The organism is Phytohabitans houttuyneae (assembly GCF_011764425.1).
GTDB lineage: Bacteria > Actinomycetota > Actinomycetes > Mycobacteriales > Micromonosporaceae > Phytohabitans > Phytohabitans houttuyneae.
This window is the reverse complement of the sequence record NZ_BLPF01000001.1, coordinates 2,600,498-2,623,285: the sequence shown is the minus strand read 5'-3', so window position 1 is coordinate 2,623,285 and position 22,788 is coordinate 2,600,498. Positions and strand designations below refer to the sequence as shown.

At 70.4% G+C, this 22,788-nt stretch carries 15 protein-coding genes and 1 pseudogene; 13 read left to right on the top strand and 3 right to left on the bottom strand.

The features are described from left to right. The 5 genes and pseudogenes from Phou_RS11545 (at position 1) to Phou_RS11530 (ending at position 7,391) form a co-directional block, all read left to right on the top strand. On the top strand, positions 1-993 hold the full coding sequence (locus Phou_RS11545; RefSeq protein ID WP_173056062.1) for a carbohydrate ABC transporter permease: 993 nt from the start codon (positions 1-3) through the stop codon (positions 991-993). Then, positions 993-1,847 (top strand): annotated as a pseudogene (locus Phou_RS55415) (carbohydrate ABC transporter permease); the annotation flags it as partial. The gene Phou_RS11545 and the pseudogene Phou_RS55415, both read left to right, overlap by 1 nt. Positions 1,848-1,970: 123 nt before the next feature. Continuing rightward, positions 1,971-4,400 carry a glycoside hydrolase family 2 protein gene (locus tag Phou_RS11540; RefSeq protein ID WP_246273767.1) on the top strand — a complete coding sequence of 810 codons (2,430 nt, stop codon included), beginning with the start codon at positions 1,971-1,973 and terminating at the stop codon, positions 4,398-4,400. 67 nt (positions 4,401-4,467) lie between these two features. Continuing rightward, complete coding sequence (locus tag Phou_RS11535; protein WP_246273493.1) at positions 4,468-5,424, top strand: ROK family protein; 957 nt, start codon at positions 4,468-4,470, stop codon at positions 5,422-5,424. After that, positions 5,424-7,391, top strand: a complete 1,968-nt coding sequence (locus Phou_RS11530; protein WP_173056060.1) for a cellulase family glycosylhydrolase — start codon at positions 5,424-5,426, stop codon at positions 7,389-7,391. Before Phou_RS11535 ends, Phou_RS11530 begins: the two co-directional genes overlap by 1 nt. Positions 7,392-7,479: 88 nt before the next feature. Here the strand turns inward: Phou_RS11530 and ilvD are convergent, their stop codons facing one another. Next, the gene (ilvD, locus tag Phou_RS11525; RefSeq protein ID WP_173056059.1) at positions 7,480-9,324 is read right to left on the bottom strand and encodes a dihydroxy-acid dehydratase; all 1,845 of its coding nucleotides are present in this window, start codon (positions 9,322-9,324) and stop codon (positions 7,480-7,482) included. Positions 9,325-9,481: 157 nt separating this feature from the next. Between ilvD and Phou_RS11520 the strand changes: the two genes are divergently transcribed. The 6 genes from Phou_RS11520 to serA all read left to right on the top strand — a co-directional run bounded on the left by Phou_RS11520 (position 9,482) and on the right by serA (position 18,687). Then, entirely contained in the window at positions 9,482-11,803 is a 2,322-nt protein-coding gene (locus Phou_RS11520) for a putative bifunctional diguanylate cyclase/phosphodiesterase (RefSeq protein WP_425571219.1), read from the top strand. Positions 11,804-11,961: 158 nt separating this feature from the next. Next, complete coding sequence (locus tag Phou_RS11515) at positions 11,962-13,806, top strand: acetolactate synthase large subunit (RefSeq protein WP_173056057.1); 1,845 nt, start codon at positions 11,962-11,964, stop codon at positions 13,804-13,806. Next, positions 13,806-14,321, top strand: coding sequence for an acetolactate synthase small subunit (gene ilvN, locus Phou_RS11510; RefSeq protein WP_173056056.1), 516 nt, complete (start codon positions 13,806-13,808; stop codon positions 14,319-14,321). Before Phou_RS11515 ends, ilvN begins: the two co-directional genes overlap by 1 nt. 58 nt (positions 14,322-14,379) lie before the next feature. Further along, positions 14,380-15,393: a ketol-acid reductoisomerase gene (gene ilvC / locus Phou_RS11505; RefSeq protein WP_173056055.1), complete on the top strand. Its 1,014-nt coding sequence runs from the start codon at positions 14,380-14,382 to the stop codon at positions 15,391-15,393. Between the two features lie 8 nt (positions 15,394-15,401). Further along, entirely contained in the window at positions 15,402-16,778 is a 1,377-nt protein-coding gene (gene mpgS, locus Phou_RS11500) for a mannosyl-3-phosphoglycerate synthase (RefSeq protein ID WP_308784442.1), read from the top strand. 295 nt (positions 16,779-17,073) lie between these two features. Beyond that, positions 17,074-18,687 (top strand): phosphoglycerate dehydrogenase, encoded by a 1,614-nt coding sequence (gene serA, locus Phou_RS11495; RefSeq protein WP_173056053.1) that lies wholly within the window; start codon positions 17,074-17,076, stop codon positions 18,685-18,687. A gap of 41 nt (positions 18,688-18,728) precedes the next feature. On the opposite strand, the gene Phou_RS11490 is transcribed toward serA, so the two are convergent. Together Phou_RS11490 and Phou_RS11485 are read right to left on the bottom strand one after the other, a co-directional pair. Then, positions 18,729-19,082: a hypothetical protein gene (locus Phou_RS11490; protein WP_173056052.1), complete on the bottom strand. Its 354-nt coding sequence runs from the start codon at positions 19,080-19,082 to the stop codon at positions 18,729-18,731. Positions 19,083-19,356: 274 nt separating this feature from the next. Continuing rightward, a complete protein-coding gene (locus Phou_RS11485) occupies positions 19,357-20,208 on the bottom strand; it encodes an FAD:protein FMN transferase (RefSeq protein ID WP_173058257.1) in 852 nt (283 codons plus the stop codon). Positions 20,209-20,434: 226 nt separating this feature from the next. On the opposite strand from Phou_RS11485, the gene Phou_RS11480 reads away from it, so the two are divergent. Together Phou_RS11480 and Phou_RS11475 are read left to right on the top strand one after the other, a co-directional pair. Beyond that, positions 20,435-21,469 (top strand): 3-isopropylmalate dehydrogenase, encoded by a 1,035-nt coding sequence (locus tag Phou_RS11480; RefSeq protein ID WP_173056051.1) that lies wholly within the window; start codon positions 20,435-20,437, stop codon positions 21,467-21,469. Positions 21,470-21,559: 90 nt separating this feature from the next. Continuing rightward, the gene (locus Phou_RS11475) at positions 21,560-22,657 is read left to right on the top strand and encodes a branched-chain amino acid aminotransferase (RefSeq protein WP_173056050.1); all 1,098 of its coding nucleotides are present in this window, start codon (positions 21,560-21,562) and stop codon (positions 22,655-22,657) included. Positions 22,658-22,788: the final 131 nt, after the last annotated feature.

Here is a 22,788-nt window from a genome sequence, read left to right as displayed (position 1 = left end):
ATGGCCACACCGACCACCACCGCGCCGGCGCCGGGTGCGCCGGCCGCGGCGGGCCAAGGCCTGGATGGGGTACGCCGGGCGAAGCGCTCGCCCGAACTGCGGCGCATGCGGCTGCGGCGGGCGCTTCCCGGGTACCTGATGCTGCTCCCGTTCGCGGTGCTGTTCGTCGGGTTCCTCGTGTGGCCCCTGCTGAACTCGCTGTACTTCGCGTTCACCAACTACAACGGGGTCAAGCCGCCGTCCTTCGTGGGCGTCGACAACTTCCGGCGGCTGTGGCTGGAGGACGAGCGGTTCCGCCAGGCGCTGCTCAACTCGTTCATCTACGTCGCCGCCGCGGTCACGCTCACCACCGCGCTCGCCCTCACGCTCGCGGTCGCCTTCCGGGGTACGAGCTGGCGCGACCGGATCATGCGCACGCTCTTCTTCCTGCCCGCGGTGACCTCGACCATCGCGGTCGCGCTGATCTGGCGGTGGATCTTCACGGTCGAGGACTTCGGGCTCGCGAACACGGTGATCGGCTGGGCCGGCTTCGAGCCGGTGCAGTGGCTCGCGACGCCGAGACTCACGATCCCGATCCTTGTCGTGATGGCGGTCTGGGGCGGCTGCGGGTACGGCATGGTGATCTTCGTAGCCGGGCTCAACGCGATCCCGGAGGAGCACTACGAGTCGGCCAAGCTGGACGGCGCCACCTCGTGGCAGCAGTTCTGGTACATCACGCTGCCGCAGCTCAAGCCGGTCACCACGTACGTGGTGATCACCAGCCTCATCTCCGCGTTCCAGGTGTTCGAGGCGGTCTACATCGTCTTCCGGGGCGTCAGCAGCGTCGGGGGCGTGCAGGACAGCGGCCTGATGCTTGTGCCGTACCTGTACGACATGGGCTTCACGAAGTTCCAGCTCGGCTACGCGTCGGCGATCGCCTGGTCGCTGTTCATCATCATCTTCATCGTGAGCATGATCCAGCTCCGGGTCACCCGCGCGCTGAGGGAGCTGTGATGCGACGAAGCCTCCTGCCCACGATCGGCCGGATCCCGCTCTACATCTTCGGCGCCACCATGCTGGTGCCCTTCTACTGGATGCTCACCGCCGCGTTCAAGCCGGTGCCGGAGCTGACCAGAAACCCGCCCAGCTTCGTGCCGAACGACCCGACGGTGGACGCCTTCTACGACCCCAACTACACGCCGGACCAGCGCGGCCAGCAGGTCGTCGCCGGGCTCTTCCAGCGCTTCAGCGACGTGCCGGGCGGCTTCGGGCGGTTCATGTTCAACAGCCTGTTCGTCGCCACCACGATCACGGTCGTGTCGCTGCTGCTCGCCTCGCTCGCCGCGTACGCGCTGACCAAGATGGACCTCCCCGGAAAGCGGGTCATCTTCGTGGTCATCGTGGCCTCGATGATGGTGCCCTGGCAGGTCAGCCTCATCCCCAACTACCTGATCGTGCGCAACCTCGGCTGGCTCAACAGCTACGAGGGGTACATCGTCCCGGCGCTCGCGAAGGCGTTCGTCGTCTTCTTCCTCGTGCAGTACATGCGCTCGATCCCTGACGACCTCGTGCACGCGGCGCGGGTCGACGGCGCGGGCGAGTGGCGGATCTGGTGGCGGGTGGTGATGCCGCTGATGCGGCCGGCGCTCGCGGCGATGGCCATCTTCGTGGTGCTGGCCGAGTGGAACAACTTCCTGTGGCCGCTCATCATCGTGCAGAGCGACAGCATGGCCAACCTGCCCGTGGCCCTCTCCCGGCTGAACGCGTCCAACGCGTACAACCCGCAACACTTCGCGGTCATCATGGCTGCCTCCTTGCTCACCTCCCTGCCCACCGTCATCGTTTTCCTCATATTCCAGAAGCACTTCACCAGGGGCATCGCGCTGTCCGGAATCAAGGGTAAACACACACATGAGCGAGCGAAGCGAGCGAATCATTTGGCTCAGGGCGTTTGGAGCCTCGTGCCCGCCCGCAGCGGAGCGAGGACGGGCATGAGCGATTTTCGACCGCTGCACGACGGGTGGACGGTGGCAGCGGCCGACGGGTCGGTCGGTCCGCTGCCGGCGGCGGTCCCCGGCTGCGTCCACACCGACCTGCTGGCCGCCGGCCTCATCCCCGACCCGCACCTCGACGCCAACGAGACCGCGCTGCGCTGGATCGGACACACCGACTGGGTGTACGAGGCGGCGTTCCAGTGGGACGGCACCACCGACGCGCGCGTCGACCTCGCCTGCGCCGGTCTCGACACCGTCGCCACGGTCAGCCTCAACGGCGCCGAGGTCGGCACGACCGCCAACATGCACCGCTCGTACCGCTTTGACGCCCGTCCGCACCTGCGCACCGGCGAAAACCGCCTCCGCGTCCACTTCGGATCGGCGTACCGCTATGCCGAGCAGGTGCGGGACGCGCTCGGCGACCGGCCCAACGCGTACCCCGACTACTTCAACTTCATCCGGAAGATGGCGTGCAACTTCGGCTGGGACTGGGGACCCAACGTGGTGACCGCCGGCATCTGGCAGCCGATCGGGCTGCACGCCTGGTCCACCGCCCGGCTGGCCACGGTCCGTCCACTGGTGACCGTCGACGATGGAGTCGGGCGGGTCGAGGTACACGTCGAGGTCGAGCGCGACTCCGACGAACCGCTCGCGCTCAGTGCGGCGGTGGCGGGGTTCCGCGCGGAAACCACCGTCGCGCCCGGGGAGCGCACGGCCATCGTGAAGGTCGAGGTCCGCGACCCCGAGCTGTGGTGGCCCAGGGGGTACGGGGAGCAGGTGCGCCACCTTCTCGACGTGACGCTGCGCTCCGCCGCCGGCACGGCGGTCGACACGTGGCAGCGGCGGATCGGCTTCCGCTCGGTGCACCTCGACACCACGCCGGATGCGGACGGCACCCCCTTCATGTTCGTGGTCAACGGCGTCCCGGTCTTCGCCCGCGGCGTCAACTGGATCCCCGACGACTCGCTCGTCACCCGCGTGACCCGCGAGGGGTACGCGCAGCGGCTGGCCCAGGCCTGCGACGCCAACGTCAACATGCTGCGGGTGTGGGGCGGTGGCCGCTACGAGTCCGAGGACTTCTACGACCTCGCCGACGAGCTGGGGCTGCTCGTGGCGCAGGACTTCCTCTTCGCCTGCGCCGCGTACCCGGAGGAGGACCCGATCGCGAGCGAGGTGGTGGCCGAAGCGCGCGAGCAGGTCACCCGGCTCGCCAGCCACCCCAGCCTGGTGGCCTGGTTCGGCAGCAACGAAAACATCTGGGGCTTTCACGACTGGGGATGGCCCGAGCGGCTGGCCGGGCGCAGCTGGGGCGAGGGCTACTACCTGCGGGTGCTGCCGGCCATCGTCGCCGAGCTCGACCCCACCCGGCCGTACTGGCCGAGCAGCCCCTACTCCGGCGACCCCGACCGGCACCCGAACGACCCCGCGCACGGCAGCATGCACATCTGGGACGTGTGGAACCAGAAGGACTACACGCACTACCGCGACTACCGCCCGCGCTTCGTGGCCGAGTTCGGCTACCAGGCCCCGCCCGTGTACGCGACGCTGCGGCGGTCGATCAGCGATGATCCGCTCGCCCACGACTCGCCCGGCATGCGCCACCACCAGAAGGCGATGGACGGCGACGCCAAGCTCCAGCGCGGGCTCGACGCCCACCTGCCGGCGCCCGGTGACTTCGACGACTGGCACTACCTGACCCAGGTCAACCAGGCCCGCGCGCTCGCGCTCGGCATCGAGCACTTCCGGTCGCTGCGTCCGCTGTGCATGGGCACGATCATGTGGCAGCTCAACGACTGCTGGCCGGTCACCTCGTGGGCGGCGGTCGACGGCGACGGGCGGCGCAAACCACTGTGGTACGCGCTGCGCCGCGCGTACGCCGACCGCCTCCTCACGATCCAGCCGCGCGACGGCGCCCTGGTGCTCGTCGCGGTCAACGACGGCGCCGAGCCGTGGCAGGGACCGGCCAGCGTCACCCGCCTGACCATCGCGGGAGAGCCGCGCGCCAAGACCGCGCTCGACCTGGACGTGCCGCCGCGCTCCGCGGTCACGCTGCCGCTGCCCGCCGACCTGACCGGCAGCGAAGACCCGCACCGCGAGCTGCTCCTGGCCGAGATCGACGGGCTGCGGGCGTGGTGGTTCTTCGCCGAGGACAAGGACATCCCTTACCCCGCGCCGGAGTACGAGTCCACCGCCGAGCCGGTGCCGGGCGGCTGGCAGGTCACCGTGCAGGCCGGCACGATCCTCCGCGACCTGACCCTCTTCCCCGACCGCCTCGACGCGACCGCGTCGGTGGACGACGTCATGGTCACCCTCCTGCCCGGCGAGACCGCCGTCTTCCGGGTGACCGCGCCACCCACACTGCACGGGCCGGCGCTGACGCGCCGCCCCGTGCTCCGCTGCGTCAACGACGTCCCCCACCAGCGTTGATCAGGGAGTTGATGGGCGTGTCACGCGGCGTTTCAGTGCACCAAGTCCCTGATCAACGGGAGGGGTCGTGAGCGGGCGCGGGCCGGTGCTGGCCGTCGACGTCGGGGGTACGAAGATCGCGGCGGCGATCGTGGACACGGACGGAAGGATCCTGGCGCGGGGGACGACCGCCACGCCCGCGGGGGCGGGTGGAGAGAAGGTCGCGGCCGCCCTTGACCGGCTCGTGCGCGAGGTCGCGGCACAGGGGACGCCCGCCGAGCTGACCGGCCTCGGCGTCGGCTCGGCCGGGCCGGTCGACATCGGCGCCGGGACGGTCAGCCCGGTCAACATCCCGGACTGGCGGCCGTACCCCATCCTGGAAGCCCTGCGCCCGATCCTGCCGGGCCGGCCCGCGGTGCTCGCCGGCGACGGCCACTGCATGGCCCTCGGTGAGTACTGGCGCGGTGGCTACACCACCCCGGCCATGCTCGGCATGGTCGTCTCCACCGGCGTGGGCGGCGGGCTGGTGCTCGACGGCCGGGTGTACGCCGGCGTCACCGGCAACGCCGGCCACATCGGACACGTCGTGGTCGACCTCAACGGCCCACCGTGTCCCTGCGGCGGTCGCGGCTGCGTCGAGGCGATCGCGAGCGGGCCGTCGATGGTGAAGTGGGCCTGGTCCAAGGGCTGGCGAGGCGGTGACCGGGTAGAGCGGCGACCAGATGCCGCCGCCGCGCCACCGGACGCCCGCACGCTCGCCCGGGACGCCCGCGACGGCGATCCCATCGCCCGGGCCGCGTTCACGCGTTCAGCTGCCGCGCTCGCCGCCGGCATCGTCTCCGCCGGCGGCCTGCTCGACCTCGACGACGTGGTGGTCGGCGGCGGCGTAGCCGGCGCCGGCGACCTGCTTTTCACCCCGCTCCGCGAGGCCGTCGCCGACCTGGCCGGTCTCGCCTTCGTCCGCCGGGTGCGGATCCACCCGAGCCTGCTCGGCGCGGACGCGGGTCTGCTCGGTGCCGCCGCTCTCATTTTCGGGAGTACCTGATGAAAGTGCGTCCCCTCCTCGCCCTCCTCACCGCACTCGCCGTCGTCGCCCCCGCCGCTCCGGCCGCCGCCACTCCGTCCACACAGGACGGTTTCGTCACGCGGCACGGTGCCGACCTCAAGCTCGACGGCAAGAGGTTCCGCTTCGCCGGGACCAACAACTACTACCTCATGTACAAGTCGCGCCTGATGGTCGACGACGTGTACGCCGACGCGAAGTCCGGCGGCTTCACAGTGCTGCGCACGTGGGGCTTCCTCGACATCGGCAACCAGGACGGTTCCAACTCCGTGGCCGGCAAGGCCGACGGCGTCTACTTCCAGTACTGGGACGGCACAAGGCCGGCGTACAACGACGGCGCCGACGGGCTGGAACGCCTCGACTACGTCATCAAGGCCGCCGGCGACGCGGGCATCAAGCTTGTCATCCCGCTCACCAACAACTGGAGCGACTTCGGTGGCATCGCCCAGTACGTGCGCTGGCGCGGCGGGCAGTACCACGACGAGTTCTACACCGACCCGGTCATCCGCGGCTGGTACAAGGACTGGATCTCGCACGTCCTCAACCGCACAAACACGCTCACCGGCGTGAAGTACAAGGACGACCCGGCGGTCATGACCTGGGAGCTGGGCAACGAGCCGCGGTGCAAGGGCTCCGGTATCCACCCGACCTCGCCCACCTGCACCACGCAGACGCTCACCACGTGGGCCGACGAGATGACCCGCCACATCAAGTCGATCGACCGCAGGCACCTGGCGAGCGTCGGCGACGAGGGCTTCTTCTGCGACGACCGGGCCAGCACCGACTGGACGGTCAACTGCGGTGAGGGCGTCGACTCGATCGCGCTCGCCAAGCTGCCCGCCGTGGACGTCATGTCCTACCACCTGTACCCGCACCACTGGGGCAAGGACGCGCCCTGGGGCACCGCCTGGATCGAGCGGCACAACCGCGAGGCGCGGCGGGTCGGCAAGCCGGCGATGCTCGGCGAGTTCGGCTGGGTGGAGAAGGAGGACCGCAACCCGGTCTACCAGGAGTGGACCGACACGTTCCGGACCAGCGGCGGCAGCGGCTGGCTCTACTGGATCCTCTCCGGCGTGCAGGACGACGGCACGCTCTACCCCGACTACGACGGCTACACCGTCTACTGCCCGAGCCCGGTCTGCATCACGCTCGCGAACGCGGGCGACGACATCCGCCGCGGCCTGCGTTCACGACCACCGGTGGCCGACCACGACGGCGCCGTCACCGCCTTCGAGACGCCGGTGACGCTTGAGCCGGCGCACAACGACATCGCGTACCGCACGTCCGTGCGGGCCTCGTCGATCGACCTCGACCCGGCGGCAGCGGGGCAGCAGCGGTCCGTGACCGTCGCGGGTGGAGTGTTCACCCTGGACGGTTCGACGGTGACGTTCACGCCCGCCACCGACTTCCACGGGCGCGCGGTGGCCGGCTACACGGTGCGGGACCTCGCCGGCCGTACGTCCAATGTGGCCGAACTGACCATCACCGTGCTGCCCGAGGCGACCCCGCCGATCCAGATCGCCACGTTCGAGACCGGGACGGAGGGGTGGGCGGCCGCGCCATGGCTCGGTGACGTCGGTACCACCACGCAGACCGCCGACTTCCACACCGAGGGCGCGTACGGCCTGCACATCTCCGCCTCGGCACAGGGGTGGTTCGGCATCCGGCTGCCCGCGCCGCTCGACCTGACCGGCAAGGTGTCGCTCAAGTTCGACCTGCGCACCGGTCCGGACGCCGGCACGAGCGGTGCGATCGCCGTGCAGTACGGCGACGTGCCCAGCTGGTGCCAGTCCAACTTCGCCTGGGTACCGCAAAGCACCCAGGTGACCGTGACGGCCGACCTGCTCACCCAGATGTCCTGCGACGCGGCGGCGCTGTCCGACGTGCGCGAGGTCTACGTGTGGGCGCACCCGGGCGAGTTCGACATCGACAACGTCCGGGCCGAGTAACCCGCCCTCCGCACCTGTCGATCAGGGAGTTGGTGCAACGGCGCGCCGCGTCACGCCCACCAACTCCCTGATCAACTGCGTGAAGCGGCTAGGGGACGAGGCGGTAGGCGCCGTCGCTGGCCGAGGTGGCCATCGAGGCGTAGGCGCGGAGGGCAGCCGACACTGGGCGGGTGCGGGCTATCGGGGTGTAGGGCTTGTCGCGCTTTTCCTGGGCCACCCGGCGGGCGTCCAGCACGTCGGCCGGCACGTTCAGCTCGAGCGAGCGACCCGGGATGTCGATCACGATCTCGTCGCCGTCTTCCACCAGGGCGATCAGGCCGCCGCCGGCCGCCTCGGGGGAGACGTGGCCGATGGACAGGCCCGAGGTGCCGCCGGAGAAGCGGCCGTCGGTGATCAGCGCGCACGCGCGGCCCAGGCCACGGCCCTTGAGGAACGAGGTCGGGTAGAGCATCTCCTGCATGCCCGGCCCGCCCTTCGGCCCCTCGTACCGGATCACGACCACGTCGCCGGCCTTGACGTCCTTGTTGAGGATGCCGCTGACCGCGTCCTCCTGCGACTCGAACACCCGGGCCGGGCCGCTGAAGCGCCAGACCTCCTCGGGCACGCCCGCGGTCTTGACCACGCAGCCGTCCGGCGCGAGGTTGCCGTGCAGGATCGCGAGGCCGCCGTCCGCCGTGTAGGCGTGGGCGCGGTCGCGGATGCAGCCCTCGGCCGCGTCCACGTCGAGGCGGTCCCACCGGTTTTCCGTCGAGAACGGCTGGGTGGTGCGCACCCCGCCCGGCGCGGCGTGGAACAGCTCGATCGCCTCCGGCGTCGCCTTGCCGCCGCGGATGTCCCAGTCGGCCAGCCAGGTGTCGAGGTCGCCGGCGTGCACCGAACGCACGTCGCGGCGCAGCAGGCCGGCGCGGTCGAGCTCGCCCAGGATGGCCGGGATGCCGCCGGCGCGGTGCACGTCCTCCATGTGGTACTTCGGCGAGTTCGGCGCGACCTTGGACAGGCAGGGCACCTGGCGGGAGATCGCGTCGATGTCCGCGACGCCGAAGTCGAGCTCCGCCTCGCGGGCCGCGGCCAGCAGGTGCAGCACCGTGTTGGTCGAGCCACCCATCGCCACGTCCAGCGCGACCGCGTTTTCGAACGCGCTCCGGGAGGCGATCGCGCGGGGCAGCACCGAGGCGTCGTCGTTCTCGTACCACTGCTTGGCGATGTCGACGACCAGCCGGCCGGCCCGCTCGAAGAGTGCCTTGCGGGCGGCGTGGGTGGCCAGGGTCGAGCCGTTGCCCGGGAGGGCGAGGCCGATGGCCTCGGTGAGGCAGTTCATCGAGTTGGCGGTGAACATGCCGGAGCACGAGCCGCACGTCGGGCAGGCGGAACGCTCGATGCCGCCGAGCTGCTCGTCGGTGACCGCGTCGTTGGACGAGGCGATCATCGCGTCGATCAGGTCGATCTTGTCGTGCACGATGCCCTCGATCGCGACCGTCTTGCCGGCCTCCATCGGGCCGCCGGAGACGAAGACCGTGGGGATGTTGAGCCGCAGCGCGGCGATCAGCATGCCCGGCGTGATCTTGTCGCAGTTGGAGATGCAGACGAGCGCGTCGGCGCAGTGCGCGTTCACCATGTACTCGACCGCGTCGGCGATCAGCTCGCGGCTGGGCAGCGAGTAGAGCATGCCGCCGTGGCCCATCGCGATGCCGTCGTCGACCGCGATCGTGTTGAACTCGCGCCCGACGCCGCCGGCCTCCGCCACCGCATCGGCGACGAGGCCGCCGAGGTCCTTGAGGTGCACATGCCCGGGTACGAACTGGGTGAAGCTGTTGGCAATCGCGACGATCGGCTTGCCGAAATCGTCGTCCGTCATGCCGGTGGCGCGCCACAGGGCGCGGGCGCCGGCCATGGTGCGACCATGCGTGGAGGTCCTCGACCGCAGCTCAGGCATGAAACCCAGTCTGTCACGTTTCAATATCCGGGATCAGATAAGGGCAACCTGCCCGTTGGGTCGGGTAGCACTCGTCCGAATAGCCGCTTCGTGCCAAAAAGATGCGAGTCGCACATGCCGTCCCCCATGGCCCCCTGAATTCCGGCAGCATGGTTTTGTGCCCCTCCCCTCGGTGGTGGCGGCCGTCGCGACGGCAGGCGTGGTGTTCGCGCTGGTCTGTGTCGTGTTGCTGGCCGCGTCGGCGCGAGCGCGCGCCGGAGCGAGTCGGCGCGCCCACCGGCTGCTCGCCGCGGGCGCGGCCGCGGGGGCGCTGACCACGGCCGGAGGCATCGCGGCCAGCATCGCCGTGCAGGAGCACATCGTGCACACCCAGCACGAAAAGACCTCGCTCGGCAGCCTGCTCGCGCTCGGCGTCGCGGTCAGCAGCGGCCTGCTGCTCCTCGGCCTGCTCACGCTGCCCGGCGCGGCACCCTCGCGGCCGGGCATGCTGCGCTACCTGCTCGACGCGCTGGTGATCGCCGCCGCGCTGTGGTTCGTCGGCTGGGTGGCGGTCTCCGAGCCGACCCGCGTGCTGGGCGACCGCACCCCGTTCTGGTGCCGCCCGCTGCTGATCCCGGCCGCGATCGCCGCGCTGGCGCTGGGCGTCAGCGTGATCACGGCGATGCGCGCGGCCCGGCCACGCGGTCCGCTGGTGCGGGTCGGCACCGGCGTGACGCTGGCGGCGGTCGCCGGGATGGGGCTGGCCGGTGGCGTCTGCCAGGGCATGACCGCACTTGTCGACGTGAGCGCCGTGGCGTTGCCGGCCGCGCTCGGCCTCGTCGCGTTCGCCGCCCGCGGCACCGACCGCTGGCCGGTCGCGCCGGTGCCCGAGGGCGACGACAGCCCGGCGCTAGACGAGGAGCTGAGCCGCCGCGGCAGTGCGTACGCGTTCTTGCCGATGGCCGCGATGGCCGCCTCCGCCCTGTACCACCTCGTCCGCGGCGGCGCCTTCGACATGGTCGGCATCGTGACCGGCAGCCTGGAGGGGTTCGCGCTGGTGGGGCGGCAGTTCCTGGCGCTGCGCGACGTCAAGGCGTACGCGGAGAGGCTGCGCGACCGGGAGGCGCACTTCCGCGAGCTGGCCCACACCGACCCGCTCACCGGCCTGGCCAACCGGCGGGGCCTGCTCAGCGCACTTGAGGACGAGCAGGCGCCGGGAGCCGAGGCGGTGCTGCTGGCGCTCGACCTCGACGGGTTCAAAAACGTCAACGACATGCGCGGCCACGACGTGGGCGACGCGGTGCTCGTCGAGGTGGGGCAGCGCCTGCGGATGAACCTGCGCCCCGGCGACGTGGCCGCGCGGCTCGGCGGAGACGAGTTCGCCGTGCTGATGTGGGCCCGCCCGGACGAGGCCACGCGGGCCGCGTCCCGGCTGCTCCGCGTGCTCGGCGGGCCGTACGAGCAGGAGACCGGCACGGTCTTCCTCTCCGTCAGCATCGGGCTGGCCGGCTGCGCGACCGTCCCCGACGTGACGACGTTGCTGCGCAACGCGGATCTCGCCCTGCGCTGGGCCAAGTCGCACGGCAAAAACAGGGTCGAGCGCTACGACGTCGAGTACGACGTGAAGCTGCGCCGCCACACCGAGCTGGAGCACGAGCTGCGCGGCGCGATCGACCGCGACGAACTGCACCTGCAGTACCAGCCGGTCGTGGTGCTGCCCGACGTGCGGCCGGTCGGCGCCGAGGCGCTGCTGCGGTGGCAGCACCCGCGGCTGGGCAAGGTCGGCCCGGACGAGTTCATCCCGCTCGCCGAGGAGTGCGGGATGATCAACAGGCTTGGCGCGTGGGTGCTGCACCAGGCCTGCCACCAGCTGTCCCGCTGGCTCGCCGAGGGACACGACGTGTGGGTGTCGGTAAACGTCTCGCCCCGCGAGCTGCACGCCAGCCGGTACGTCGACCAGGTGAAGGACGCGCTGCGGGCGCACCGGGTGCCGCCGCAGCGCCTCGTGCTGGAGGTCACCGAGCACGCCGTCTCCACCGACGTGGAGGAGCTGATCCGGCGGCTGGGCGACCTGCGCGAGACAGGGGTGCGGATCGCCCTGGACGACTTCGGCGCCGGGTACTCCTCGCTCGGCCAGCTGAGCCGGCTCCCGATCGACATCCTGAAGATCGACCACTCGCTGGTGGTGCCGCAGATGGTGCGGGTGGTGGTCGAGCTGGGCCACCAGTTCGGGCTGGAGGTCATCGCGGAGGGCATCGGCGAGCAGCGACAGATGGCGATGGTGGTCGAGGCGGGATGCAAGCTCGGCCAGGGTTACCTGTCCGGATGGCCGGTGCCGGCTGAGCATTTCGAGGCCCGGCTGGAGTCCGCCTCGTCGCCCGCTCGAGTCGTGCCAGTGCCCGAGCAGAAGAGCGATCGAGAGCAAAATGCAGGGCCAACAGGGCGCCGCGCCCACAATGTGGGAGCAGTTGACTCATCGCGTGAGATGCGTCAGGCTTAGGCCCATGCCGACTTGGTCGTCTCGAGTACTTACCTGAGCGCACTCTCCCCTCCGGAGAGTGCGCTGGCCCCGTGCGTTCGCACGCGGGCCTTTTTTGTGCCTTTCGAAAAGCCACGTGACCACGAGACCGCCGACCACGAGCCAGAAGGCTGAACGCCATGACGAGACCAACACCTGAGTCACTCGCCCACCGCGCACCGTCGCCGGCGATGCTCGCCGCCGCGGCCAACGCCGCCACCCCGGCGGCACCGCCCGCCCCCGCCAAGGTCTCCGGCGCGGTAAGCCTCGTCAAGTCGCTCGAGGCCCTCGGCGTCGACGTCATGTTCGGCATCCCCGGCGGCGCGATCCTGCCGGCGTACGACCCGATCTACGACTCGGCCGTGCGGCACATCCTGGTCCGCCACGAGCAGGGCGCCGGTCACGCCGCCACCGGATACGCACAGGCCACCGGCAAGGTCGGCGTCTGCATGGCCACCTCCGGCCCCGGCGCGACCAACCTCGTCACCCCGATCGCCGACGCGTACATGGACTCGGTCCCGATCGTCGCGATCACCGGCCAGGTGGCGCGGCCGGCGATCGGCACGGACGCGTTCCAGGAAGCCGACATCCAGGGCATCACCCTGCCGATCACCAAGCACAACTACCTGGTGACCACGCCGGAGGAGATCCCGCGGGTCATGGCCGAGGCGTTCCACCTCGCCTCCACCGGGCGCCCCGGGCCGGTCCTGGTCGACATCCCCAAGGACGTGCTGCAGGCACAGACCACGTTCAACTGGCCGCCGGCGATGGAGCTGCCGGGCTACCGGCCGACGCTGCACCCGCACGGCAAGCAGATCCGCGAGGCCGCCAAGCTGATGACCTCGGCCCGCCGTCCCGTGCTGTACGTCGGCGGCGGCGTGCTCAAGGCCGGCGCCACCGACAGCCTGCGCAAGCTGGCCGAGCTGACCGGCATCCCGGTCGTGACCACGCTGATGGCGCGCGGGGCGTTCCCCGACTCGCACCCGCAGCACCTGGGCATGCCCGGCATGCACGGCTCCGTCTCCGCCGTGTACGCGCTGCAGAAGGCCGACCTGCTGGTCGCGCTCGGCGCCCGCTTCGACGACCGGGTGACCGGCAAGCTCGACTCGTTCGCGCCGGACGCGGCGATCGTGCACGCCGACATCGACCCGGCCGAGATCGGCAAGAACCGCACCGCGGACGTGCCGATCGTCGGCGACGCGCGGCACGTCATCGACGAGCTGATCCAGGCCGTCTCGGCCGAGCGGGCGGCCGGCCGCACCGGCGACCGCACCGACTGGTGGGCCCAGCTCGACGACCTGCGCAACCGGTACCCGCTGGGTTGGGACGACCCGACCGACGGCACGCTCGCCCCGCAGTACGTCATCAAGCGGCTGGGCGAGATCGCCGGCCCGGACTCCATCTACGTGGCCGGTGTCGGACAGCACCAGATGTGGGCCTCGCAGTTCATCTCGTACGAGAAGCCGCACACGTGGCTCAACTCCGGTGGCGCCGGCACGATGGGGTACGCGGTGCCGGCCGCGATGGGCGCCAAGGTCGGCAAGCCGGACACCACCGTGTGGGCTATCGACGGCGACGGCTGCTTCCAGATGACCAATCAGGAGCTGGCCACCTGCGCGCTTGAAGGCATCCCGATCAAGGTCGCCATCATCAACAACGGCAACCTCGGTATGGTGCGGCAGTGGCAGACGCTGTTCTACGGCGAGCGCTACTCCAACACCGACCTGGGCACCCACAAGCACCGCATCCCCGACTTCGTCAAGCTGGCCGAGGCGCTCGGCTGCATCGGCCTGCGCTGCGAGAGCGCGGACGACGTCGACAAGACCATCAAGGCGGCCATGGAGATCAACGACGCGCCCGTCGTCGTCGACTTCGTGGTCGGCAAGGACGCGATGGTGTGGCCGATGGTCGCCGCCGGTACCAGCAACGACGAGATCATGTTCGCCCGCGACATGCGCCCGAGCTTCGACGAGGACGACCTCTGATGACCAAGCACACTCTCTCTGTTCTGGTGGAAAACAAGCCGGGCATCCTGGCCCGGGTGGCCGGACTGTTCGCCCGCCGCGGGTTCAACATCGACTCCCTCGCCGTCGGGGAGACCGAGCACCCGGAGGTCTCGCGTATGACCATTGTGGTCAACGCCGAGGAGTCCCCACTGGAGCAGGTCACCAAGCAGCTCAACAAGCTGGTGCACGTCCTCAAGATCGTCGAGCTGGACCCGGTCGTGGCCGTCCAGCGGGAGCTGCTGCTGGTTAAGGTCCGGGCCGACCGCCCGGTCCGCTCGCAGGTGCTCGAGACGGTCAACCTCTTCCGCGCGCGCGTCGTCGACGTCGCGCCGGACACGCTCACGATCGAGGCCACCGGCACGGCTGACAAGCTGGACGCGCTGCTGCGCGACCTCGAACCGTATGGAATCAAGGAAATGGTGCAGTCCGGCATGGTAGCGATCGGCCGCGGCTCGCGTTCCATTACGACCGGGCCGGCGCTGCGCGCAGCCTGACCTTCCTCGGCGGCCGCGGGCACCGCGGCGGCCGGGACCAAACCGAGAAAGGGAAGAAATGGCCGCTGAGGTCTTCTACGACGACGACGCGGACCTTGGAATCATCCAAGGCAAGAAGGTCGCCGTGATCGGGTACGGCAGCCAGGGCCACGCCCACGCGCTGTCCCTCCGGGACTCCGGAGTCGAGGTGCGGATCGGCCTGCCCGAGGGGTCGAAGAGCCGGCCGAAGGCGCAGGAGCAGGGCCTGACGGTCGGTACGCCGGCCGAGGTCAGCGAGTGGGCCGACGTCATCATGCTGCTCGCGCCGGACACCGCGCAGCGGAAGATCTACGCCGAGTCGATCGCGCCGAACCTCTCCGAGGGCAAGGCACTGTTCTTCGGGCACGGGCTCAACATCCGGTACGGCCTGATCGAGCCGCCGGCCAACGTCGACGTGGCGATGGTCGCGCCGAAGGGCCCGGGTCACCTGGTCCGCCGCCAGTACGTGGACGGCAAGGGCGTACCGTGCCTCGTCGCCGTCGAGCAGGACGCCAGCGGCAACGCGCTCGCGCTGGCCCTGTCGTACGCCAAGGGCATCGGCGGCAGCCGGGCGGGCGTCATCAAGACGACGTTCAAGGAGGAGACCGAGACCGATCTCTTCGGCGAGCAGGCGGTGCTCTGCGGTGGCGCGTCCGCGCTGGTGCAGACCGGTTTCGAGGTGCTCACCGAGGCGGGGTACGCGCCCGAGGTGGCCTACTTCGAGTGCCTTCACGAGCTCAAGCTGATCGTCGACCTCATGTACGAGGGCGGCATCGCCCGCATGCGGTACAGCGTCTCGGACACCGCCGAGTACGGCGACTACACCCGCGGCCCGCGCGTGATCGACGAGCGGGTCAAGGAGGAGATGCGCCGCATCCTGGGCGAGATCCAGGACGGCAGCTTCGCCCGCGAGCTCATCGCCGAGGACGACGCCGGCCGCCCCAACTTCAACAAGTACCGTGAGCAGGGCGCCGCGCACCCGATCGAGGACACCGGCAAGAAGCTCCGGGCGATGATGAGCTGGGTCGACCGCCCGATCACCGAAACCGCCTAGTCGACTGTATGCAGACGCCCTCCGGACGGTCTCCGGAGGGCGTCTTCGTTACCAGCAGATTGCGTGTATGGAACTATTACGCGCGGCAGCCCCACCTTCCCCCAATCTGTCTTCGCTTACGCGCACTTAATCGAACCCTCAGGTACCGTCGATTCATGCGTCTGGAGCAACCGCACCGAACCGAGCGCTTCGGCGCCGTCCGGATCCATGAGCTTCAGCGCGTCATCGAGCTCGACTCGGGCGCGCAACGCGGCGCTGACCAGGGCGGATCCCATAGTCAGCTGGTGCCACCCGACGCCATGCGTGTGGTCGAGGAGGAATTGGTCGTCGTTATTCCGTGTATGAATGAGACACGCAGAGTAATTGAGGGCGTGCTCTCTGGAATTCCGCACGACTGTCTCATCATTCTCGTCAGTAACAGTGCTCGCCAGCCCGTCGATCGGTACGAGATTGAGGTGCAGAGCCTGGAGCAGTTCTGCCGCTCGGCGGAGCGTCCGGCGATGGCGATTCACCAGCGTGACCCCGGTCTGGCGGCGGCGATCAAGGCGGCCGGGATGCCGGAGCTGATCGACGACGAAGGGCTGGTCCGCACCGGCAAGGGCGAGGCGATGCTGATCGGCATGGCGATGGCGGCCATGACCGGCCGGCGGTACCTGGGCTACGTCGACGCCGACAACTACGTGCCCGGCGCGGTCAACGAGTACTGCAAGGCCTACGCGGCCGGCCTGCACCTGGCCTCGGCCGACAGCCCGTACTCGATGGTCCGCATCTCCTGGCACTCCAAGCCCAAGCTGCGCGACGGACGCCTCTTCTTCAGCCGCCGCGGGCGCAGCTCCGAAGTCACGAACATGTTCCTCAACCGCCTCGTCGCCGAGTACTCCGGCTTCGGCACCGAGGTGATCGCGACCGGCAACGCCGGCGAGCACGCGCTCAGCCTCGAGCTCGGCATGCAGATGCGGCTGGCCGGCGGCTTCGCGGTCGAGCCGTTCGAGTACGTCGAGCTCTTCGAGCAGTTCGGCGGCGTGCTCCCGGTCGTCTCCGCGCACGCGCTGCCGCATTCGGTGCCCGTGCTGCAGATCGAGACGCGCAACCCGCACTTCCACGACAACAAGGGCGAGGACCACGTCAAGGGCATGCGGATGCAGGCGCTCAACGTGCTGTACCACTCGCCGGTCGCGCTTCCGGCGGTGCGCGAGGCGATCCTGGAGTTCATGGTCTCCGAGGGCGCGCTCGTGCCGGGCCAGGAGCCGCCGCGGGAGCGCATCTACCCGCCGGTCGGTTCGCTCGCCTTCGACACGTTCCTCGACGCGCTCACCTCGGAGGCGACGTCGTTCCGGCAGGTGGGTCGCGAGCTCGCCAAGGTGGACCGTCACCCGTTCGGGTAGGCGTCCTGCGGCTGGCAAGCTGCGCCTGTTACGTCGCATTTGTAAAGGGTTGTGAGGGCGCTCACGCCGAGGTGGGAGCGACGCAGCGTCCTCGTGCGCCTACGATCGCGGGATAGGGCACGCACGCTTTCCTCGCGCCGGTCGCCGGGCCCTGACGGGCGGCGTGGAGATGGCGACGACCGCGAGAGCCGTCCGCTCGCGGGGAGGCGCAGGGCGCAGAGCGGCGCGCTGACACGGCCACACTCACTCGAGGTCGACGCGCTGCCGAAAACCCGCCCACAACCTACGAGGACAGATGACTCCCGTCGCATTTACTCCGGTCGTGCTGATCGCTGAAGAGCTCGCTCCCGCCGCCATCGACGTGCTCGCGCACGACTTCGACGTCCGCCACGTGGATGGCACCGACCGCCCGGCCCTCCTCGCCGCGCTGTCCGAAGCCCACGCAGTGATCGTCCGCTCCGCCACACAGATCGACGCCGAGGCTGTCGCCGCCGCCCCCCGCCTCAAGGTCGTCGCCCGTGCCGGGGTCGGCCTCGACAACGTCGAGGTGTCCGCCGCCACCGCCCGCGGCGTCATGGTCGTCAACGCGCCCACCTCCAACATCGTCTCCGCCGCCGAGCAGGCCCTCGCGCTGCTCCTCGCGGTCGCGCGCAACACCGCCAGCGCCAGCGCCGCGCTCAAGGCCGGCGAGTGGAAGCGGTCGAAGTACACCGGCGTCGAGATCCAGGGCAAGACGGTGGGTGTTGTCGGCCTGGGGCGCATCGGCGTGCTCTTCGCCCAGCGGATCGCCGCGTTCGGCACCCGCCTGATCGCCTACGACCCGTACGTGCAGCCCGCTCGCGCGGCCCAGCTCGGCGTCCGCCTGGTCGGCCTGGAGGAGCTGCTGCGGGAGAGCGACTTCATCTCGATCCACCTGCCCAAGACGCCGGAGACCGTGGGCCTCATCGGCGAAAAGGAGCTGGCGATCGTCAAGCCGGGCGTGCGGATCATCAACGCCGCGCGCGGTGGCCTGATCGACGAGCAGGCGCTCGCGGACGCGATCGCCGAGGGCCGCGTGGGCGGCGCCGGCATCGACGTGTACTCGAAGGAGCCCTGCACCGCCTCGCCGCTGTTCGCGTTCGACAACGTGGTGGCCACGCCACACCTCGGCGCGTCCACCGCCGAGGCGCAGGACAAGGCCGGCCTCGCGGTGGCCAAGAGCGTCAAGCTCGCGCTGCAGGGCGAGTTCGTGCCGGACGCGGTCAACGTGCAGGCCGGCGGCGTGGTCGCCGAAGACGTGCGCCCGCTGCTCCCGCTCGCCGAAAAGCTCGGCAAGGTGTTCACCGCCGTCGCCGGTGGGGTCGCCGCCAGCGTCACCGTCGAGGTGCGGGGCGAGGCCGTCGCCAACGAGGTCTCGGTGCTCAAGCTCGCCACCACCAAGGGCCTGTTCGCCTCCGTGGTCGAGGAGCAGGTGACGTACGTCAACGCGCCGCTGTTCGCGGCCGACCGGGGCGTCGAGGTCGAGCTGACCACGTTCGCCGACTCGGCCGAGGAGCCGACGCTGGTGACGGTCCGCGGCGCACTGCCCGACGGGCGTACGGTCAGCGTCTCCGGCACGGTCGTGGTCAGCGGCACCCGGGAGACCATCAAGCTCACCGAGGTCGACGGCTTCGACATCGAGCTGACCGCCGACGGCATCCTGCTCTTCTTCCGGTACGCGGACCGGCCCGGTGTGGTCGGCGCGATCGGGTCGATCCTGGGCGAGTCGGGTGTCAACATCGCGGCCATGCAGGTGGCCCGGCGCGAGGCTGGCGGCGAGGCGCTGATGACGCTCACCGTCGACTCCTCGGTCGGTGCCGAGCTGCTCACCCAGTCCGCCGACGTGATCGGCGCGACCGCGGCGAGCGCGGCCGACCTGCGCGACGAGTAGTAGGACCGCAAAAGGGCTCCCCGCCGCGGCGGGGAGCCCTTTCACACGACGCGGGACGGTGGTGGATAGACCGTGCCGTCCTGCAGGTCGAGGAGCATCAGGTCGTTTTCGCCGGCCAGACGCTCGATCGCCTCGAGCACGGCGTCGGCGCACGACTCGCTCAGGCACATCAGGACGTGGTCGGGCGCGACGTGCAAGGGAGCGTCGGTCCACGGGCTGTCCGCGACCGCCTCCTTGTCCGGGTATTGGGCGGTCAGCTCGGCGTAGAAGGCGCCGATCCGGCGGTCGACTTCGCCCTCCGCGTGCTCACCTTCGCGGCACAGCTCGTGCGCCGCCCGTACGTCCGCTGGCGTGGCGCCACGGTCGAGGGCCCACACGACGAGGTCAAAACTCACGGGCACAGATATTGCCATCCGGTGAACGTCCGGGGGCGCCCACCCCGCGCGACACGCGGCGGGGGGCCTGCCTTGCGCCCGGCCGGGCCGAATCGATAGCGTATTCAATTGGTTACGCACCGCGTGGGCCGGTCTTCGGGTGACGCGGCCGGCGAGGTGTGTTTCCGCACCTCCCGTGTGCGCGAGCCACGCGTACCCGAACTGCCGATCAGCCTCCGCGGTCACTTGCCGAGACCGCGGAGGCTGATCTTCCTTACCCCTTGAGAAAAGCTCTTTAGGCGGGACGGCAGTCGGCGAAGAGCATGCGGTAACCGTCCACAGTGGGAAACCAGCCGAGCCCGGCCGGCCCGGCGGCGTAGAGGGCCGTGGCGTAGGCGTCGGCGATGGACAGGTCGGGACCGGTCACGACAGCGCAGCCGACGTGGCGCACGATCTCGCCGGTGTGCGGGTCGACCACGTGCCCGCTGTGGCCGGTGATGCCGGAGGTGCCGACCGCGCCCTCGGTCATCTCCAGCATCATCGGCACCCGGCGCGGCTCGCGCGGATGGTGGATCGCGACGCGCCAGGGCCCGCCGTGCGGTGCGTTGCCCCGCACCGCCAGATCCGCCTCGCCCACCACGGCGTAGTCAGTGATGCCCGACGCGCGCAGCCGCGCCGCGGCACGCTCCACGGCCCAGCCCTTGAGCAGGCCGCCCGGGTCGAAGCCGCCGGGCACCGCCCAGGCGTCGAACCACCCGTCGGTGGCCGCGCGCATCGCGTCGCAGCGGGCCACGATGTCGGCCAGTGGCGCGTAGGCCTCCGGGGTGACCTCGCCCCGCCGCAGCAGCGACACGAGGCTGCCGCGGCGCAGCGGGCTGTAGGTCGCGTCGATCGCGCGGAGCTCGGCGACGGCGTCGGCGATGGCCAGACTTACCGTGCGGCGGGTCATCCACTCGGGCGCGACGAGCATCAGCGAGAAGTCGGCCGCCGAGGTGTGCACCGCGTGGCGGGCGACCAACCGGCCCGTCGCGGCGGAGGTGGCGGCCCCGAACGGCCGGTTGGCCGGGCCCTGGTAGCCGAGCCACAGGTCAGCGCGGCCCCGCCCGTCTCTCAGCCGCCCCGTCCGTGCGACGCTACGGCTCGGCATCGGGGCCCGCTGGATAGCCATGATGGAGAAGGTAAGCCCTGAAGTTGACCGGATCATGGGGATTAGCTGAGAAAGACCTGTGTACCGAATTTTGGGACTCGCGTACCGAGAATCGGGACGGACGATTAACGTTCCCTCAGTACAGTCTTTCCAGTGCTGCCTGTGGCGTCGCGGGCCCGCGACGCCACAGGCAGCGCCATGAGGGGTCAAGACGAAGGGGTTTGACGTGGCACGCATCGCGGTGGTCGCCGGCGACGGCATCGGGACCGAGGTGGTCGCGCAGGCCCTCAAGGTCATTGACGTCGTGCTTCCCGGCGAAGTGACCGCGACGGAGTACGACCTGGGCGCCGCGCGCTACCACCGCACCGGCGAAGTGCTGCCGGACTCCGTGCTCGCCGAGCTCGCCGAGCACGACGCGATCCTGCTCGGCGCCGTCGGCGACCCGACCGTGCCGCCGGGCGTGCTGGAGCGCGGGCTGCTGCTCAAGCTGCGCTTCGCCTTCGACCAGTACGTCAACCTGCGCCCGTCCCGCCTCTGGCCCGGCACGTCGAGCCCGCTCGCACACGTCAAGCCCGGCGAGATCGACTTCGTGGTGGTGCGCGAGGGCACCGAGGGGCTGTACGCGGGGGCTGGCGGCACGCTGCACCGTGACACGCCCGCCGAGGTCGCGACCGAGGAGAGCCTCAACACGCGGCACGGCGTCGAGCGGGTCATCCGCGACGCCTTCGGTCGGGCCCAGCGCCGCGAGCGGCGCAAGGTGACGCTGGTGCACAAGACAAACGTCCTGACCCACGCGGGCTCGCTGTGGTCGCGCGCCTTCGAGGCGGTCAAGGCCGACTTCCCGGACGTGGAGACGGAGTACCAGCACGTCGACGCGGCCGCCATGTACCTGGTGACCCAGCCGCAGCGCTACGACGTCGTGGTCACCGACAACCTCTTCGGTGACATCCTCACCGACATCGCCGCCGCGGTCACGGGCGGCATCGGGCTCGCCGCCAGCGGGTGCATCAACCCGTCGCGCGAGTTCCCCTCGATGTTCGAGCCGGTCCACGGTTCGGCTCCGGACATCGCCGGCAAGGGCCTGGCCGACCCGGTCGCGGCCGTGCTGTCGGCGTCGCTGCTGCTCGACCACCTCGGCCACGCAGACGAGGCCCGTCGAGTATCCGAGGCGGTCGCGGCCGAGTTGGCGTCCCGTACCCCGGGTGCCCCGCTGCGCACCGCCGAGGTTGGCGACCGGCTCGCCGCCGCTGTCGCGGCCTAGCCGACCCCTCGTTCCCCCTTCTTCACCCCGCGCTTTCTAACGAGCGTTCGGGGTATTCTGCACTCCCATAGTTACGGAGGTACCAGCGCGATGAGCGGTGGTGACAAGCTCGACTTCGAGATCCGTCCGAATCCTCAGCCGGTATCGGCCGCCGAGCGCGCCGCGCTGCTGGCCAACCCGGGCTTCGGCCGCATCTTCACCGACCACATGGTCACGATCAAGTACGCGGACGGCAAAGGGTGGTACGACGCACGCGTCGAGGCCCGCGGCCCGATCCCGATGGACCCCGCCTCCGCGGTGCTGCACTACGCGCAGGAGATCTTCGAGGGCCTGAAGGCGTACCACGCGGCCGACGGCGGCGTGACGATGTTCCGCCCGGACGCCAACGCACGGCGGTTCAACATCTCCGCCGAGCGCATGTCCATGCCGCAGCTGCCCGAGCAGACCTTCCTCGACTCGCTGCACCACATCATCGAGATCGACCGCGAGTGGATCCCGCCGACCGAGGACGGCAGCCTCTACCTGCGCCCGTTCATGTACGCGAGCGAGGTCTTCCTCGGCGTGCGCCCCGCGCTTGAGTACCTGTACGTCCTGATCGCCTCACCCGTCGGCGCCTACTTCTCGGGCGGCGTCAAGCCGGTCGCGGTGTGGGTCTCCCAGGAGTACACGCGGGCAGCGCCCGGCGGCACCGGCGCGGCCAAGTGCGGCGGCAACTACGCCGCCTCGCTGGCCGCACAGGCCGAGGCCATCCAGCACGGCTGCGACCAGGTGGTGTTCCTGGACGCGGTGGAGCGCAAGTTCGTCGACGAGCTCGGCGGCATGAACATCTTCTTCGTGTACGACGACGGCACCATGGCCACGCCCCCGCTGACCGGCACCATCCTGCCCGGCATCACCCGCGACTCGGTGATGGCGCTGGCCGCCCGCGAGGGCCGCCGCGTGGAGGAGCGCCCGGTGAGCTTCGAGGAGTGGCGGGCGGACGCCAAGAGCGGCCGCCTCCGCGAGGTCTTCGCCTGCGGCACGGCCGCGGTCATCACCCCGATCGGGGTGGTCCGCACGCCGGAGGGCGAGTTCGCGATGGGCGACGGCGGCCCGGGCGAGGTCACGATGGACCTGCGCGAGCAGCTCGTCGCCATCCAGCGCGGCCGCGCCGACGACCCGCACGGCTGGGTCCACCGCGTCATCTGAGCACGGACTTTCGAAGGGGGCAGCGTCGTAGGACGCTGCCCCTTCCGCGTCCACCCAGAGGTCTGTGGCTCCCGCGGCCTCACCCGCTCCGTGATGCTCACGCACGTTGATTGCGCGTCCCGCGAACGCGC

What these genes read in the sequence shown, in the direction of transcription:
- Phou_RS11515 (WP_173056057.1), top strand. Translation starts at nt 11,962, where the DNA reads ATGACGAGACCAACACCTGAGTCACTCGCCCACCGCGCACCGTCGCCG.
- ilvD (WP_173056059.1), bottom strand. Translation starts at nt 9,324, where the DNA reads ATGCCTGAGCTGCGGTCGAGGACCTCCACGCATGGTCGCACCATGGCC.
- Phou_RS11475 (WP_173056050.1), top strand. Translation starts at nt 21,560, where the DNA reads ATGAGCGGTGGTGACAAGCTCGACTTCGAGATCCGTCCGAATCCTCAG.
- ilvN (WP_173056056.1), top strand. Translation starts at nt 13,806, where the DNA reads ATGACCAAGCACACTCTCTCTGTTCTGGTGGAAAACAAGCCGGGCATC.
- mpgS (WP_308784442.1), top strand. Translation starts at nt 15,402, where the DNA reads ATGCAGACGCCCTCCGGACGGTCTCCGGAGGGCGTCTTCGTTACCAGC.
- Phou_RS11545 (WP_173056062.1), top strand. Translation starts at nt 1, where the DNA reads ATGGCCACACCGACCACCACCGCGCCGGCGCCGGGTGCGCCGGCCGCG.
- Phou_RS11540 (WP_246273767.1), top strand. Translation starts at nt 1,971, where the DNA reads ATGAGCGATTTTCGACCGCTGCACGACGGGTGGACGGTGGCAGCGGCC.
- Phou_RS11530 (WP_173056060.1), top strand. Translation starts at nt 5,424, where the DNA reads ATGAAAGTGCGTCCCCTCCTCGCCCTCCTCACCGCACTCGCCGTCGTC.
- Phou_RS11485 (WP_173058257.1), bottom strand. Translation starts at nt 20,208, where the DNA reads ATGCCGAGCCGTAGCGTCGCACGGACGGGGCGGCTGAGAGACGGGCGG.
- ilvC (WP_173056055.1), top strand. Translation starts at nt 14,380, where the DNA reads ATGGCCGCTGAGGTCTTCTACGACGACGACGCGGACCTTGGAATCATC.
- serA (WP_173056053.1), top strand. Translation starts at nt 17,074, where the DNA reads ATGACTCCCGTCGCATTTACTCCGGTCGTGCTGATCGCTGAAGAGCTC.